18 protein-coding genes are annotated in these 15,258 nt (G+C 57.7%); 12 read left to right on the top strand and 6 right to left on the bottom strand.

Annotated features, from left to right (window positions below; translation table 11 throughout):
- Window positions 1-21: 21 nt before the first annotated feature.
- The gene (locus tag MJA45_RS27385; protein ID WP_315605054.1) at window positions 22-462 is read right to left on the bottom strand and encodes an SRPBCC family protein; all 441 of its coding nucleotides are present in this window, start codon (window positions 460-462) and stop codon (window positions 22-24) included.
- Between the two features lie 156 nt (window positions 463-618).
- Window positions 619-1,314, bottom strand: coding sequence for a hypothetical protein (locus tag MJA45_RS27380; protein ID WP_315605053.1), 696 nt, complete (start codon window positions 1,312-1,314; stop codon window positions 619-621).
- Window positions 1,315-1,448: 134 nt separating this feature from the next.
- Between MJA45_RS27380 and MJA45_RS27375 the strand changes: the two genes are divergently transcribed.
- From MJA45_RS27375 to MJA45_RS27355, 5 genes are all read left to right on the top strand, one after another.
- Window positions 1,449-1,661 (top strand): hypothetical protein, encoded by a 213-nt coding sequence (locus MJA45_RS27375; RefSeq protein ID WP_315605052.1) that lies wholly within the window; start codon window positions 1,449-1,451, stop codon window positions 1,659-1,661.
- 19 nt (window positions 1,662-1,680) lie between these two features.
- Entirely contained in the window at window positions 1,681-2,001 is a 321-nt protein-coding gene (locus tag MJA45_RS27370) for a hypothetical protein (protein WP_315605051.1), read from the top strand.
- Between the two features lie 145 nt (window positions 2,002-2,146).
- On the top strand, window positions 2,147-3,199 hold the full coding sequence (locus MJA45_RS27365; protein ID WP_315605050.1) for a DUF4362 domain-containing protein: 1,053 nt from the start codon (window positions 2,147-2,149) through the stop codon (window positions 3,197-3,199).
- 101 nt (window positions 3,200-3,300) lie between these two features.
- Window positions 3,301-3,858: a dihydrofolate reductase family protein gene (locus tag MJA45_RS27360; RefSeq protein ID WP_315605049.1), complete on the top strand. Its 558-nt coding sequence runs from the start codon at window positions 3,301-3,303 to the stop codon at window positions 3,856-3,858.
- Between the two features lie 79 nt (window positions 3,859-3,937).
- Window positions 3,938-4,243, top strand: coding sequence for a hypothetical protein (locus tag MJA45_RS27355; protein WP_315605048.1), 306 nt, complete (start codon window positions 3,938-3,940; stop codon window positions 4,241-4,243).
- 84 nt (window positions 4,244-4,327) lie between these two features.
- On the opposite strand, the gene udk is transcribed toward MJA45_RS27355, so the two are convergent.
- Complete coding sequence (gene udk, locus MJA45_RS27350) at window positions 4,328-4,963, bottom strand: uridine kinase (protein ID WP_315605047.1); 636 nt, start codon at window positions 4,961-4,963, stop codon at window positions 4,328-4,330.
- A 391-nt stretch (window positions 4,964-5,354) separates the two neighbouring features.
- Between udk and MJA45_RS27345 the strand changes: the two genes are divergently transcribed.
- From MJA45_RS27345 to MJA45_RS27335, 3 genes are all read left to right on the top strand, one after another.
- Entirely contained in the window at window positions 5,355-6,203 is an 849-nt protein-coding gene (locus MJA45_RS27345; protein WP_315605046.1) for a hypothetical protein, read from the top strand.
- A gap of 185 nt (window positions 6,204-6,388) precedes the next feature.
- Window positions 6,389-6,640 carry a hypothetical protein gene (locus MJA45_RS27340; protein ID WP_315605045.1) on the top strand — a complete coding sequence of 84 codons (252 nt, stop codon included), beginning with the start codon at window positions 6,389-6,391 and terminating at the stop codon, window positions 6,638-6,640.
- A 213-nt stretch (window positions 6,641-6,853) separates the two neighbouring features.
- Window positions 6,854-7,030, top strand: coding sequence for a hypothetical protein (locus MJA45_RS27335; RefSeq protein WP_315605044.1), 177 nt, complete (start codon window positions 6,854-6,856; stop codon window positions 7,028-7,030).
- A 296-nt stretch (window positions 7,031-7,326) separates the two neighbouring features.
- Here MJA45_RS27335 and MJA45_RS27330 read toward each other — a convergent pair whose 3' ends face one another.
- The 3 genes from MJA45_RS27330 to MJA45_RS27320 all read right to left on the bottom strand — a co-directional run bounded on the left by MJA45_RS27330 (window position 7,327) and on the right by MJA45_RS27320 (window position 10,358).
- On the bottom strand, window positions 7,327-8,247 hold the full coding sequence (locus tag MJA45_RS27330; RefSeq protein WP_315605043.1) for a cation diffusion facilitator family transporter: 921 nt from the start codon (window positions 8,245-8,247) through the stop codon (window positions 7,327-7,329).
- Window positions 8,248-8,498: 251 nt separating this feature from the next.
- The gene (locus MJA45_RS27325; RefSeq protein WP_315605042.1) at window positions 8,499-8,855 is read right to left on the bottom strand and encodes an outer membrane protein assembly factor BamD; all 357 of its coding nucleotides are present in this window, start codon (window positions 8,853-8,855) and stop codon (window positions 8,499-8,501) included.
- Window positions 8,856-8,858: 3 nt separating this feature from the next.
- Window positions 8,859-10,358 carry an FTR1 family iron permease gene (locus tag MJA45_RS27320; protein ID WP_315605041.1) on the bottom strand — a complete coding sequence of 500 codons (1,500 nt, stop codon included), beginning with the start codon at window positions 10,356-10,358 and terminating at the stop codon, window positions 8,859-8,861.
- A 213-nt stretch (window positions 10,359-10,571) separates the two neighbouring features.
- On the opposite strand from MJA45_RS27320, the gene MJA45_RS27315 reads away from it, so the two are divergent.
- From MJA45_RS27315 to gnd, 4 genes are all read left to right on the top strand, one after another.
- Window positions 10,572-10,766, top strand: coding sequence for a hypothetical protein (locus MJA45_RS27315; RefSeq protein ID WP_315605040.1), 195 nt, complete (start codon window positions 10,572-10,574; stop codon window positions 10,764-10,766).
- Between the two features lie 999 nt (window positions 10,767-11,765).
- Window positions 11,766-13,379 carry a DUF2339 domain-containing protein gene (locus MJA45_RS27310; RefSeq protein WP_315605039.1) on the top strand — a complete coding sequence of 538 codons (1,614 nt, stop codon included), beginning with the start codon at window positions 11,766-11,768 and terminating at the stop codon, window positions 13,377-13,379.
- Window position 13,380: 1 nt separating this feature from the next.
- Window positions 13,381-13,806 carry a hypothetical protein gene (locus MJA45_RS27305; RefSeq protein WP_315605038.1) on the top strand — a complete coding sequence of 142 codons (426 nt, stop codon included), beginning with the start codon at window positions 13,381-13,383 and terminating at the stop codon, window positions 13,804-13,806.
- Window positions 13,807-14,293: 487 nt separating this feature from the next.
- Window positions 14,294-15,196, top strand: coding sequence for a phosphogluconate dehydrogenase (NAD(+)-dependent, decarboxylating) (gene gnd / locus MJA45_RS27300; protein WP_315605037.1), 903 nt, complete (start codon window positions 14,294-14,296; stop codon window positions 15,194-15,196).
- Window positions 15,197-15,258: the final 62 nt, after the last annotated feature.

Raw genomic sequence — 15,258 nt, 5'->3', positions numbered from 1 at the left:
CACTTGGAATAAACGAAACTGTTATCCTCCGGCGGCCGGGGCGGCCAAGGCGGCAAGCGCCTCTTCCCAGTGCCGCTTCATCGCTTCCCGGGCTTCGGCGTCGGCCAGCTTCTCCTGATGGAAGCTGATCGTCGTCTTCTCCGGGTGGGAAGAGAGCAGCCGGATCTGCACCGTGGACGGGGAGGCCCAGTGCTTCGGCTGCCAGGTGAGGCGAAGCTGCTGCCCGGGCTTCACGATGCGGAACTCGCCGCTATGGCCTTCCCGCGTCTCGTACCGGACACCGGCCGCCACCTGGGGCTCCGGCCAGTCCCCCAGCCAGAGACGCAGCCCTTCCCGCGAGGTGAGGCTTGTCCATGCCTTCTCCGGAGAGAGCGGCAGCGTCCGCCTGACGCCGATCTGGTAGCCGGCGGATGCGGTAAGGCCGACCGGCTTGCCTGAAGATTGTGGTGCAGGAGGAGTCACTCGAGTCACGTCCTTTTTATTATAGGATGCTTAAATTATAGGATGCGGCTTCCATCCCGTGCAACCTTTTCCTGCCCGGTGCTGTCTAGTAATTAGAGAAGAAGTAGTCTTGCCTTACAAGTAAAAAACCGCCCGAAGGCGGCTCTACGGCCAGCATCAAGCAAGCGCCTGGCGCCCGGAGCGGACGGCTCCATCCCCGTGGCGGTCCACATGTCGAACCGTGGCCCAGAGGGAAACGATCAGAACAAGCTCGAAAATATTTGTAAGAGCGGAGCTCTCAAAAGGCAGCGGAAGGCCCTGCGAGACGAAGAGCAGCCCGACTCCAAGCGCCATCCAGATCCAGCGCTGTTTGATGAACAGAACGATCCCGGCGGCAAGAAGCACAATAGAGGTCACGATAACCATCAGCGGCCCGCCGGCCGATTCGGAAGAGACATAGCGCAGGACGCCGGCTTTTTCCTCGGGAACGAGGCGGGAGACTTCCTTAAGGGTACCGAAAGCGATCTGGTAGACCACCAGGATCAGGGTCAGGACCCAGCTTCCTGTCCGGGCGGCCGGCGTCCCTGCCCAGCTTACCCCCGTACGGCGCAGGAGGTCCCAAGCTACGAGAACAAGGGCGGGCGTGAAAAAGGCATGAGTCCAGAAGCGCAGGGTGCTCAATGCGTAGAGGGTGCCGCCTTCCCCGATGGTTCGGCCGAGCGCGATGATGCCGTTGTCGTAAACCAGCCCGAGGGCGATCAGCAGTACCAGGTTCGAGTACGAGAGAACCCCGGTTTCCCGTACGCGGCGGAAGCCAAACACCAGAAGGCCGGCATAGGCAAGCGCCAGAAGCGAATAAAGGTAGAAATCCACGAAGCTTCACCGCCTGTTTCTTTTGAATAGTCATTCTTAATCCTATTGGCCTTTGCGGGCTGATGTGAAACGGTAACGGGGCGGAGGGTTGACGTGCTCTTGCTATCCGGCCCTACGAATGGAAGGGGGATAACATGTTCTGGAATTGGGTTGCAGAAGCGTTATGGCGGGGAATGCTGCTTAATTTCCTGCTGCTGTCCGGTTTCAGCTTTTTGCTTGTCCGCCTGCTGAGCCTATGGTCGCGTACCACCTGGAGCCGGGACCTCCGGTTTGCCATCGTGTTCGGACTGCTCGTTACGTCGTTTATCACGCTAACCTCAATAAATACTTTGGTGCAGCATACCTAAAGGGGAAGGATGAGTCGTCATGCCATGGAAATCGGCCGGCCGCCGGCTGGCGGAGGCTTTAAACGTTGGGGCCTTTGGGCTTTGCTTGCTGGGACTTGCGGCTTTTCTCGCCACGTTCAGTTCCCATGCGGACCTGCTGGTGCAGAGGCTAGTGGATGAGCCGGCCAGCCTGACGGCCTTCGGGCTGTTTCTTCTTGCTTTTGTGGCCGGCGTTCCCGGTGTACTGGGCGTCCGGAATCGGGCGGGCAGCCTGCGGTACGTCTTCACCATGCTCGTCAGCCTGGGGATGATCGCGGTCACCCTGTTTATGGCCGTCCGGGAGCTTATCCCGCTGGACTAGTGCCTTATCCGCAAATGAAGTTCTGCTTTCCTTATGATTTTCGTGTGCAAACAGAGGCTTTCCAGCCAATAAAGTTACCGGATAAGGCACCAGATAGCGGCAGAGGAAGCCGGACAAAGCATTAGTACATATAGGAGGAAACTTCATGAAGAAAATGATTCTCGGCCTCGTCATAGGAGGCTTGCTGGGAACGGCGGCCACGGTTTCGGCCACGAGCGGTATAGAAGCGTTTGTCTATCCCGTGAAGCTGCTCATTAACGGAAAGGCGCAGCAGGTTTCCGCGGAAACCCCGATCTTGAACGTGAACGGCCATGCTTACCTGCCTGCGCGCTTTCTGGCGGAAGCCTCCGGGAATAAGATCGATTATAACCACGAGGAGAAAAGCATCAACCTAAGCGAGGCGTCCTCGCTCCTCCTTCCCGACAGCTATTCCGTAGAGGAGGCCTTGCGGAACGGAGACGTCGTTTCCAGTGGAACGGGAACTTACAACCTGAAGCGGTTGAATGCCTTTCTCGACAGTAGGAACAACGGACAGCGGGACTGGGTTCGGGTCACGCAGTTCACGATAGAAGGCGATCCGGTCCTGCACAGCTTCTATTATGACGGCACTGCCTTGCGGTATGAAAAGGATTCCCGTGACGGCTACGGAGTCAAGGGCATGGGGGGCGGCTACTGCCAGTCGGCCGCTCTGGTCCGGAGTCCGGAGCCGGGCCACCTTTCCTTGGAGCTCAAGGGCTGCTCGCCCGGGGACCCAACGGTCTCTCTCCAGCTTACGGTGAAGGAAACCGGACTCGCTCCGAAGCTCACGCTGGATCAAGCCTTTCTCGCCGAAGCGGCCGAGGGCAGGCTGAAGGGCTCGGCTTTTGGCCTGGGAGCCGGCCGCAAGGAGATGCTGGATGCCTGGGGAGAGCCCCATAAGACGGGGACCGACCAGACGGAATACTCCATGTGGAACGAGTATGCTTACTTCTACTGGGAGCCGGAAGATACGGTAGGGGCTATCAAGGTATACGGCGAGCCGGTCCGGTTCAAGGTGAGCGAGGTGAAGCAGGTTCTGGGTGCTCCTCTCTCCGAAGAGGAGAACGCTTCTTATGCGAATACGTGGACCTTGTACTACGAGGCCGGAGACTACCAGCTGTTCTTCAACGCGGACAGCAAGGACGGCACGGTAAAGTCGCTTCTGTACAAGAAAAAGTGAGGTGCGGACAAACCCGCAATTGAGGAGAATCCGGCCTTCCTCCGCTCTGCTAGACTGAAGACGTAATATTCCCTAAGGGGCAGAAAGGGAGGCCGAACAGAATGAGAAAGCTGATCCTGCAAATGATGCTAACAGTGGACGGTCTATATGAAGGGGAGGGCGGAGACATCGGCTGGCACCACGTGGACGAGGAGTTTAACGTGTACGCTGCTGATTTTCTCCGGTCCGTGGACGGGCTGGTGTTTGGCCGGATTACCTACGAGGGGATGGCGGCCTATTGGCCGACCGCCTACGCAATGGAGCGTGACCCGGTTGTAGCGGAGAGGATGAACAAGCTGCCCAAGTATGTCGCGACTAGAACCTTGACGGAGGCGGAATGGGAGAACACGACGCTGCTTAGGGGGAACGCGGCCGAAGAGATCGCGCGGCTGAAAGAGTCCCCGGGGAAAGCTCTCGCCCTATTCGGAAGCTCGCGCCTTGCCGTCTCTTTGGTGCAGCAGGGGCTGATCGACGAATACCGGATTTTTGTGAATCCCCTTCTGCTTGGAAGGGGAAGCCGATTTCTGCAAGGGCTGCCGGTTCCCCGGAAGCTGGAGCTGCTGGAGGCCAAAGCATACCGGTCCGGCTGCGTTCTTCTGAGCTACCGGCCTGCCGGGTGACAGTGGTGCGGCAGCCACCGCCTTATGAGCCGAGGCCCGAAGACAGCCGACGTCTGGAGGAAAGGAAGGAGGAAACCCCATGCTGCTGATAAGATTTCTGCTGGAGCTGCTGCGGATCGCGGTGCTTTTTCTGCTGCTTGGCGCGCTGATGAGCTCCGCGGCCCGATGGGGTTACGCCTCACTCGGCGTGGATTTGGAGCAAAGCGGGTCTGCTTGGCTGGTTTGGCTCGCCATCGGCCTGCTGATCCTGGGGCTTTACCGCAGCCGGCTGCTGGCTTCCGGATGGTATCCGGTCAAGGGCACGGATAGGCTTTCCCCAGCCCGAACCAGGATACTGGCCGCGGCGGCGGCAGGCTTGCTGGTAGCGGCCTTTTGGTTGGGGTAGGGTAACGCTGTGATAGCGGAAGCAGGTTTGCTTCAAGCGTTTCGATGCTGGAGGGAGGCCCCCAAAACAAAAATAGGGAGCTTCTCAGCTCCCGGACCACGTGCGGTCTCCGAACAAATATTTTTCCGTCAGGATGGATAGAAGCTGGATGCCCACTTCGTTGTGTCCTCCTTCGGGGATAATCAGGTCGGCGTACTTCTTGGATGGCTCGATAAAAGCCTCGTGCATCGGCTTCACCGTGTTGATGTACTGGTCGTGAATGGACTGAATGGACCGGCCGCGCTCCTCGATATCCCTCAACACCCGGCGAAGAATCCGCACATCGGGGTCCGTGTCCACGAACACCTTGATGTCGAGCATCTCGCGAAGGTTCTCGTCGGACAGCACATGCAGCCCTTCGATGATGACGATGTTGTTCGGCTTCAAGCCGAGCGTATCGGAGACGGAGCGGGCATGAAGCGAGAAGTCGTAGACCGGAGCATGGACGGGCCGCCCGGCCGCCAATTCTTTCAAGTGCTCGATCAGCAGTCCGTTGTCGAAGGCAAGCGGATGGTCGTAATTGATTTTTTCCCTTTCCGCAAGAGGAAGGTGAGGGTTGTCTTTATAGTAATTGTCCTGGGACACAAACGTTACGCGGTCCGATCCCAACCGGTCGATGACCGAGCGGGCTACCGTTGTTTTACCGGACCCGGTGCCTCCGGCAATTCCGATGATCAGCATGATGAATAGGCTACCTCCCTGGGTATGATGCGGGTACAACCCTCGTATTGTACCATAAAAGGTTGCCCTCTTTCACGGTGTAATCATACCCAGGCGGGAGACCGTTGGGCTGGTTGGTCATGCGTGGCGGATGGTCCGTACCTAGAGGAACTTTAATTCGCTATGGGCCGATTTTGCGAGACCACCTGAACAGTAGAGGAACTCTGTTCCTTTATTTGTGGGAGGAGCTCTCCAAAAAGCCCAAAAGGAGAGGTTTTGGGCCAAATTTGCTGATCAGAGTTCCTCTATTCGGCGGGGCCCTTCCCCAATCATGCTGAGGCAGGGGAGCAGACGGGAAGACTTGCCGAGAAGGCACCAGGGATGACACAGCGGGAGGAGGAAAAGAGAGCCAATGAGCAGGGAAGAATGGCAAAGCCTCTATGGGAAATATTCCATACCGGAGGAGATCTTGCGGCTGCTTCAGCTGCAGGAGGAGCTGGAGCGGGAAGGCTTGTCCATGGGCTGCATCGGCTTCCTGCCCGTAACGTTTTATTATGCCCATTCCATTACCCCTCCCGATCTGATTCCGTTTGCCTCGACAGGAGGGAACGGGATTCATTTCGGGTTTCTGACGGATTTTGGCATGACCCGGGTTCTGGATGAGGCTCCCATCGTTTGTGTCTCTCCAACGAATGATCCACCTATCCGCCTTGTCGCCGGCAAGCTGCGGGATTTTCTGGATCTGGTTAGCTCGGTTTCCTACGGGGAGCTTCTGGATACCTTCTGGCCTTTCTCGGATAAAGATTCCGACCGGATGCTCCAGGAAGAAAGCCGCTGTGGGAGAGAGACACCGCCGGATTGGAGAGAGCATCAGAGCAAAGTACTCCGCCGGCTTGCCGCGGCCATGGGCAGCTCCCGCCGGGAGGTGGCTCCTTATGTTCAGAAGGTGCTTCGGGAGAGGAGAAGCCGGATAGCGCTCCCGACGCTGGATGGCCTGGGAGTGATGGGAAGTGGCGGGTCCGGGAAGGGACAACCTTACCAGTTTGTTTATCCGGTTGGCGGCCAGGTAGTGGAGGAAGAGGAGATAGGACGGATGCGCTCCTTTCTCTCCGGCTCGTCCCGAGAGGGGAAGCTCGGTTTTATCCGCGACGCGAATTACATCTATTCGCTGGAGGATGATTACATGGTTTGCGACCTGATTCGTGAGCTGCTGGAGGAGCTGGAGCTTGCGGATGAAACATTCCGTTTGTTCGAGTGCTAGACGTCGGCGTGCAACCGAAAGAAGAGGTGGCGGCGGTCGTTGATTAAGACCATGGCCGCCGGACGAGGGTCTTGGAAATCCGTTCATTTGCCCTGCCAAACCGGGCGAATGAACAAGCACAGTTACCTACAAGGGCATAGAGTAGATCATGACCCAAATCCAATAACCCAAAGGAGTGGCTTCTCATGCATTGCTCACCCTGCCCATCCAGTGCGATTGTTGATCCGCCTCGTGTCGTCTACCGGGATTACTTCCATCCGCAGCTCGTTCAGGTTATCCATCCGGTGGAAGTGGTGAACCGTCATCACTGCGTTCCGGTCTATGAGCACTGCACCGTCGTTTCGTACCGCGACGAGTTCTGCCCGTCTCCCATAGGCGTCCCCTATGCCGGAGTCCGCAGCACCCGCAGCCAGCCGCGCCGCCAGCCCCGCCGTTAAGCGGGAGGGGCCGGTTGGCCCGACCGCCGAAAGCAGCGGCCCTCATCCGGCCGGCGGCTTTCGGCTTTTACGCTTCTAGCCTTTTGCAACTTTTTTAGGGTGTTTTGGCCGGAGGCGGGGGCTCTTACCTATTTTTCTGCATAAATTTTTCAATCGGAAAAGGGATCGCCTGTTTAACCTGGAGTGGAGTAGGGTAATTATTCTTACTACACTATGATCAAGAAAGCGGGTTATCCCATGGACACGATTATGACGCTCACCCGGAATCATTGGCACCAGCTCATGTCCAACTGCTACCTGACCATTCATGAGTACTGCCGGGACCGGGACCTGAAGGCGGCCATGATGAAAAAGGCCTACTTCCACGAGCTCCAAATTCATCACGAGTAGCCGATTTATTCGAACCTTTCACCCGGTTTCCGAGACGCTTAAAGCTTAAGCGTCTCGGAAACCGGGTTTTTTAGCGTGGAAGCAGGAAAACCATGATGGCTCTAGGCAGGAAGGTACTGGCGACTTATCTGGTGCTATTGCCTTATCCGTGTGTTGGTCGGCTTCTCTATAGATGCTCGCACGCATGCATGGGGACCGAGTGGCCCGAAACTGCCCGGAAGGCCCCATCCGCCGAATGTCCGGAATGAAAGCCTGCCCGTCTTTGGCTTGGGGCGGGTCCTCTCCACGTGCAGGCTTTATTTGGCGGCTTTTTTGCCGTACCAGGGATTCAGGTGAACCAGCACTTCCCCTACATTGGAATACCGGTCCTGGATCGTGTTTTTGATTTGGCGGGAGATGTCATGGCCTTCCTGGATGCTGAGCTCCGCGGGCACGCTTACCCGGAGGTCGATGATGACATAATGCCCGTGCTCCCGCGCCCGGATCCGGTCAATCCGCTTCACGCTCGGGATCGACAGGGTCAGCTCCGAGTAGCTCCGGATCTGATCGAGGTCAATGGTTTTCTCCATGAGCACATCCACCGCTTCCCGGCCCATGTGCACGGCGAGCTTCAGAATCAGGATGGCGACGATGATTCCGGCCACTGGATCCCCGTAAGCGAGAAAAGAGATGTTCAGGTAATCCCCGACAAGCGCCAGCCCGATTCCGACGACCGCGGCCAGGGAGGCATAGACGTCGGCCAAATGGTCATAGGCGGTAGCCTGAAGCCCTTTGCTGTTCGTGGCTTTGCCGATTCGCATCGTATACACATAAAGCCCTTGCTTCCAGACGAGGGAGACGAAGGCAGCGATAAGGGCGGTAACCGAGGCGGCGTGGGGAGGCTCAAAAAGCACAAGCACCGAGTGGTAGCCCATGTATAGAGCGGCCAGGCCCAGGATAATGGCGACGACGCCGGCTCCGACGTTCTCGGCCTTGCCATGGCCGTAGGGATGATCCTCATCGGGAGGGATTTTGGAGACGCGCATGGAACTGAGGGCGGCTCCCGTTGCAATAACGTCCCCCGCATTATGAATGCCGTCGGCGATGAGCACCTGGCTCTTGAATAGAACGCCTACGGCGAGCTTGATCACCGTGAGGGCAACGTTGCTGATGAGGCTGATCCAAATCGCGGCAGCGGATTGCCGGCTGCTCGCGGCCTCTGTGTTTTCTGTGGTCACTTTTTCTTCCTCCCGCCATGTTTTTTGCTTAGGGGAAACAAAAAAACCTCGACCGGGTAAGGTCGAGATTCTGGTTTTTTATTAAGTGAGTATGGGTCTGCTAGATTCATAACAATCACATCCAAAAAGGGCTGGCGCCCGTCTGTCCCGTCGGCCGGGCCGGAATGAGCGGCTGCTTCTATTCTACCACAGAAGAGTCTATCACAAAAATGGGCGGACGCCAAATCGGGTCCGGGCGTTACCAGAAGGCATTACTTAACCAGCTTCAAGGCCTCGTTCAGCTTCGTGATCTGATCCTTCATGACAGCGGGATCCGGCTTGCTCTGCTTGGCTCCCGTCTGGATAGCCCCGAGTGGATCCTCGACTTTACCGTAGACATCGGCCTGATTCTTCTTCACGTCGTCCTCAAAGCCTTCCCACGTTTCTTCCAGCTCCTCGGCGTTCTTCTTGATTTGGGCCGTATCGCCGGCGTCTACGTTTTTCTGCATTTGCACCAGGGTATCCTGCATTTTCTTCGCTCCGTCTTTCGTGGAGCCGGATTTGGACGAGCAGGCGGCCAGAACGAGAACGACCGCCATCAGGGATAGGAATACTTTTGCCAGTTTCATAGATTAAAGACCTCCGTTTGGTGGGTAATGGGTATTTATGGCTATCTGCTGGCGTTGCCCCAGAATCCTTTGCCAGATCACGACTCCGGCCGCGGCGAGCAGAAGAAGAGCTTGCGGGATCAGATTCTCCCAAGTGGAGTACAAGCCCAGGAACTCAACCGTAGGCACCGCCTCCGTATGGCTGGCCGGCAGCACCTCCGCGAGCTGAAGCCCGTGGATGCCCATGCCGAGAAACTTGAAGCACAGGTAGAACACCAGCACGCTCGACACGAGAAAAAAAGGACGCATCGGAATCCGCACGCCGGCCTTCAGGATGAGGGCGGCAATCACGCTGAGCAGGGCGGCGCCGATCGCAATTCCTCCGAGCAGGCTCGCCGTGCTGATGGAGGAAGCCATCCCGATGAAGAAGAGGACGGTCTCGGTCCCTTCGCGAAATACCGCCAGAAAAGCGAGAATGGCGATGGACCATAGGCTGCCGGCCGCCAAGGCATTCGTTCCTTTGCTGTGGATATACTGTTTCCAGCTGGCGAGGCTTGCTTTGCTGTGGAGCCAGTAGCTCATGTAAATGAGCATGACCGCGGCGAAAAGACCGGTATAGCCGCCGATCATGAAGTTGTTGTCGCCGAAGGTACCGGAGGCAAAAAGAAGCTGAACGGCCACGCCGATGACGATGCTGACGAGCACCCCGGCTCCGAGGCCGGACCAGAGCCACTTGCGCTTATCCGCGTGACCGGATTTGGTCAGGAAGCCGAGAAGCGCCACAATGACAAGCAGAGCCTCGAGCCCTTCCCGCAGCAGAATCGTCACGACATCAAGCATCGTGTAGCTGGATTTGGCGGCAAGCGGCGCCAGGTAATCCCGCATGGTTTCGATGGTCTTTTTGGCCTGGTCGACCTTCGGCGGGTTGGCGGTGAGCATGGCGTAGGAGGAAACCATATCCCGTTCGGCGTCGGCATACACTTTGGAGGATTGCGTCAGCACCATGCCTTCGATATCGAGCCAAGAGCTCCGGAAAGCTTGAACGGATTCTTTGGCGGCCGCTATATCTCCTTGATCCAGTGCGTCCCGGGCTTGATCCAGTCGTTTGACCAGATCCTCGATGGTCGTCTTTCCGCCGGATTCGGCCGGATCTTGAAAGGATGAGAAATCCCCGGACAGAAAGGTGCGGTTGGTTTCGGCCAGCTTGGTCAGGGCGGCCACGGCCGTTTCCTTCACGACGGGGCTCTGGGCGTAAGCATACTGGACCTCGCCCATGGTTTCTTCGATCGATCGGTAGGCGCCCTTGGACTTGGCTTTGATGCCTTCCTCGAACGTGTACCAATCCTGGTTAAACAGGTCGTACTGCTCCTTCGAACGTGTAAAATCGCCTGCCTCGGCAAACTGCACCGCCTTCTCCACATAGCCGTTGGCCTTCTTCAAATTATCTGAAGCCGAATCCGCCCACACCTGCGCCGGAAGCAGCAGGAGGAGGAGCATCAGCAGCGCGGTAAGCTTTATTTTCATGAAAACACCTCTTGATAGTGATAATCGTTATCAATTGATCTGGTCTTAATAGTAAGCTACGGAGGAGTGCAGGTCAACGATTGCCGGGCATTCTTTGTTGTGAAGATTTGTTGAATGATTATACTAATTCTTAGGTAAGAAAAGATTGGAAAAAGACCGGGTCCCCGCCAAGCAGGGGGAACGGCTCAAGTATAGAGACAAAGGAGACCGACCATGAGAACCGAGCTACAAATCAAACGCAAACGCAACGAACTGCTTCAGCAGACCAAGGACCTGCAGACCCGGTTGGCAGACGTAATGGAGGACGGCGAAGCCGAGCGGCTGAAGCGCCGGTTGGAGGAGACGGAAGGGATGATTCTTCTGCTCGATTGGGTGCTGAACGAGCCCATCGGCAGCTATCATGCGTAGAGCAGCTGAGTTTACCGAACGGTGGGAAGCTGCCGTACGTGCGTGGTGGGGCTGAGCGTACATACCTGGTCGGAGGCTAATAAGTATGGCTGCTGCCCGGAAGGGGCCTCCCATGCGTAAAGAGCATGTCCATGCCGAGCTGGCGAAACTTGCCATGCGGGGGATACCCGCACACCCCCGTCGGGGGCTGTCATGCCGTGAAGCGCATGTCCGTACGCGATGTAGGAAGCCATCATGGGGAGAGCCGGCTTACATACTTGCAGGAGATCATGGCTGGTGGCCCGTACCTGCCTGGTCGGAAGCCATCATTTCCTCGACGCTGAACACCGCGCATGGGGAGTTATGCGCTGACCGTTGGCCTTAAATGGGCGTTTCTTAAGGAATAAGGGGCAAGGAACAAGGAGCAAGGAACAAAAGGACAAAGGATAAAGGATAAAGGATAAAGGAGTGGACAAGGGAGAAAGAGCAAGGGGAACGGCCTTCCCTTTCTGTCGGCCTTACATCTTCTGTCTAACCCTTCCTTTTCCAGCTAACCTTCCATCCTTCCCCTTTCCGTCTAACCTTGTCCACTTCCGGTTAACCCTTCTCCTTGCGGCTAACCTGACACCCCCTCATACCGGGGGTACTAGAAAAAGATAGTACTATTCAAACGGGGAGAACCCTTTACAATGGTAAATAAGACCTGGTCCTAAAAAGAGGCGGCAGAAGCCCATCTCGGCGCCAGGCCGGTCAGGTCGGAACGGGCGGAACGAAGCGACTCCTCACGAATGGGCGCCACAACGAACTCCACTTAACGAAGCTGTGCTTAACAAAGCACCGCCTTAAGGCAAGGCCGGGCTCAACGAAGCCCCGCCAATGTAGCTGCACTCAAGGATTTCCGCCCCACGAAGCGGCACTAATCACAGCTCCGTGACAACGCGGAAGCCGGAAGCCGAGTGGCCCGCCTGGCCGAAGGAAAGAAACTGGAAACAACCTAACTGCTATTGGAGGGACTCAGCCATGAACGATTTGGTCAAAAGGCATTGGACATCGTTTCTCGGGGCATTGCTGATCGTTTGCGCTTTTGTTTATTTGTTCAAATACACGGTGGATCAAGGCTGGATTACCCAGCAGATGAAAATCGGGATCGGGCTCCTCGTGGGGGCCGGGCTCGCAGTGGGCGGCATCCGGCTCATTCTGTCCGGGCGGCGGATCATCGGGGAAATCACCAGCGGCATGGGGGCCGCGGTGCTGTACACGACGGTTTCCTTCTCCGGCATCTACTTTGCGCTCTGGGATTCCATGATCGTCCTGCTCTGCATGACGGCCATCACCGTGGGGCTGTCGCTGCTTGCTTACCGCGAGAATCTGCGGATTCTCATGAACCTGGCGCTGATCGGCGCCCTCGTCTCTCCGCTTGTGCTTCGGCCGGAGAACGACCAGGTGTTTACGCTTTTTGTGTACCTGCTCGTCATTAACATCGTGTATTTCGTCCTCAGCCTTCGGAAGAGCTGGACGGAGCTGAGGGTGGTGGCTTTTGCCGGGACCTGGATTCTGTACATGGTGTACTTCTTCCATTTTGATCCGGTGGTCACCGAGGTGTGGAGCCTTCCTTACCGGTATGCTACGGCGGCCTTCCTGTTCTATGTGCTCGGGCTGGTCATCTCCTCCTGGAAAAACAACTTGACCTTCGACGGCCTCAACCTGTACTTAAACGTCGCGAATGCGGTGCTGTTCGGGCTCTGGTCGGTCATCCTGCTGGACGGTCTGACTTCCGTGGCGTACCCGATGGCATTCACGGGCGTGCTGTACCTCGCCCTCTCTTACGGGGTGTACCGGCTCATGGAGAGGCGCACGGGCACCCCGGTGCTCACCTTCTTCCTGGGTGGGGTCTTCCTCCTTATGCTGGCTGCTTCCCAAGCGGGCAAAGGGCTCGACATCAAGCCGCTCATCAGCGTCTACCTGTGGACGATCGTCGCCGGGTTCCTGCTCCTGGCCGGCCAGGCCCGCAAAATCGACGGCCTCAAGGCGATCTCGCTTTTCGTCTGGTTCGTCGTGGTGCTGTACTGGTTCGTGGCCACATGGAGCACCCCGCGCGGCATCTGGTTCGGCGTGTACCTGCCTTTCCTGAACTGGGGGGCCGTATCCTGGATGGTGCTGGCGGCCTTCGGCTTCTACTATGCGGCCAAGGTTAAGCTCGAAGCCCTGATTGAATCCGGCAACCGGGCGCTGGCACGAATGGTCGCGGTCGTCGGCCATCTGATCGTCGGCGGGCTGCTGTCGGTACAGGTGAACGGGGTGTTCGACGAATACGGCCTGGACAAAACCATCGACCGGGGCCTGACGCTCTCCGTCACCTGGGGCCTTTACGCGCTGCTCTTGTTCCTGTGGGGCGCCTACAGCCGGCAGCGGGCCTTCCGCTGGTTCGGTTCGGCGGTTCTGATTATCGTGGCGGTTAAAGCGCTGCTGCTTGATCTGGCCGGAGAAGACACCATCTTCAAGGTGATCGTGCTTCTGGTGCTGGGCGTCATCTCGCTAAGCATCTCCTACATCAACAACAAATGGAGAAACGATGGCGGGCAGCCTCCGCATCCCCCTGTGGAATCCGGCCCAACCAGCCGGCAGGTGGAGTAGAATGGCACCCGGCGCTGAAAAGAAAGGGGATCTCCCCGGTGGAGGCAGCCAGGAGCGGCAAGAGCACCAGGAACACCAGAAGCGGCAGGAGCGGCGCAGCCCGCAAAGCCAGCGGAAGCGAAGCTGGAGGCTGTTCTGGAGGAGGGGGATATCGTTCAGCGGCTACTTCGGCACGACGGTCGTGTGCCTGCTGGCGGCAGTGGTGCTGTATCTGACGCCCCTGAGCCGGAGCCTGTCCGGCAAGACGTCGGGGCTGCTGCTCGGCGGTCTCGCTCTTGTCTCGCTGGTGCACATAGGGATCGGGCTTCCCGGGGTGCTGCGCCGGTCGGAGACGTCGGCGGGCTGGATCGCCCTGCTCCTCGTGCATGGCCTGATCGTTCTCGTTTATCTGCTTCTTCTTCTGCTCCGCTTGAATTTTGCCCCTTGATTCTGTTAGAGGGAAGGGAAGGCAGAGAGCCAACGAGAGGATGGCAAAGGAAGAGGACGGCGGAGAAGGACAGGGAAAGGGGCCCTACCAACGGCAGGCGCATTGAAAAAGGAAACCGGAGAGCCTCAGGCTCGCCGGTTTTTTGATTTGATGGGGAATCAACCTCCAGCGAGCCCCCCAGCATGGCGTGTCATTTGCGCGTCGGGAACAGGTACCGAAGCTCCCACTCCGGTTAGCAGCAGCGTTCCTCTACACGGGAAGCGCGGAATTCCCTTGAGGCGGACGGGGGACGCTAGAAGAGATATTCCTTCGGCGGATTCTACAGGAAGGCAGCGGAGAGGGAGGGGGCCATCCCGCTGGATCGGCATGGGGCGAAAGGGTGCGGCTTGCTGGCAGCATCTTCTGAGTTTACAGAGCAAAAAGAAAGCGTTACTATAGGAAGGTAGCTTGTATACAAGTAGACATGAATGCAAAGGAGACATAGAGTATGCAGCTAGGCATGATCGGACTGGGCAAAATGGGGTTCAACCTCGTACAAAATTTGCTCGGTCATCATCACGAGGTCGTCGTCTATGACGTCAACCCGGAGCCGGTTCAAGCGTTGGCCGGACAGGGGGCGGTTCCTTCCGCTTCGCTGGAGGAGCTGGTCTCGAAGCTTCCGGCACCAAGAACCGTCTGGGTCATGGTTCCCGCCGGGAAGCTCGTCGACAGCGTTCTGGACGAGGTTCTTCCTTATCTGGAAGAAGGGGACATCGTCATCGACGGAGGAAATTCCCATTACCGGGATTCGGTGCGGCGCGGCGAGAAATGCGGGGCCAAGGGCGTCTATTTCTTCGACGCGGGCACATCCGGCGGAACGGAAGGAGCCGCGCAGGGCGGATGCTTTATGATCGGAGGAGACCGGCAGGCTTTTGCCCGGATTGAGCCGATCTTCCGCGATATGGCGGTGGAGAAAGGCTATCTGTACGCCGGGCCGGTCGGCAGCGGTCACTTCCTGAAGATGGTCCACAACGGGATCGAATATGGCATGATGCAGGCCATAGGGGAAGGCTTTGAGCTTCTGTCCAAAAGCGGCTTCGATTACAATTTCGAAGACGTGGCCCGGGTCTGGTCCAACGGCTCGGTCATTAGAGGCTGGCTCATGGAGCTGACCGAGAACGCCTTCCGCAAGGATCCGAAGCTCGAGGGCATCCGCGGCGTCATGCAGAGCTCGGGCGAAGGCAAATGGACCGTGGAGACGGCACTTGACCTTCAGGTCAGCACCCCGGTCATCGCTCTGTCCCAGCTCATGCGCTACCGCTCGCTCGAAACGGACGCCTTCCACGGCAAGGTCGTGGCGGCTCTTCGCAACGAGTTCGGCGGCCACAGCGTGGTCAAGCAGGAGGAGTAGGCGTCACCCTGGCGTCATCCGCCGCCGGGCCAACTAAAGCGAGTATAGGAGAGGATTAAGCA

The organism is Paenibacillus aurantius (assembly GCF_032268605.1).
GTDB classification, from domain to species: Bacteria; Bacillota; Bacilli; order Paenibacillales; family NBRC-103111; genus Paenibacillus_AO; species Paenibacillus_AO aurantius.
The sequence above is the reverse complement of the archived record's forward strand: the minus strand, read 5'-3'. Positions and strand labels throughout refer to the sequence as shown.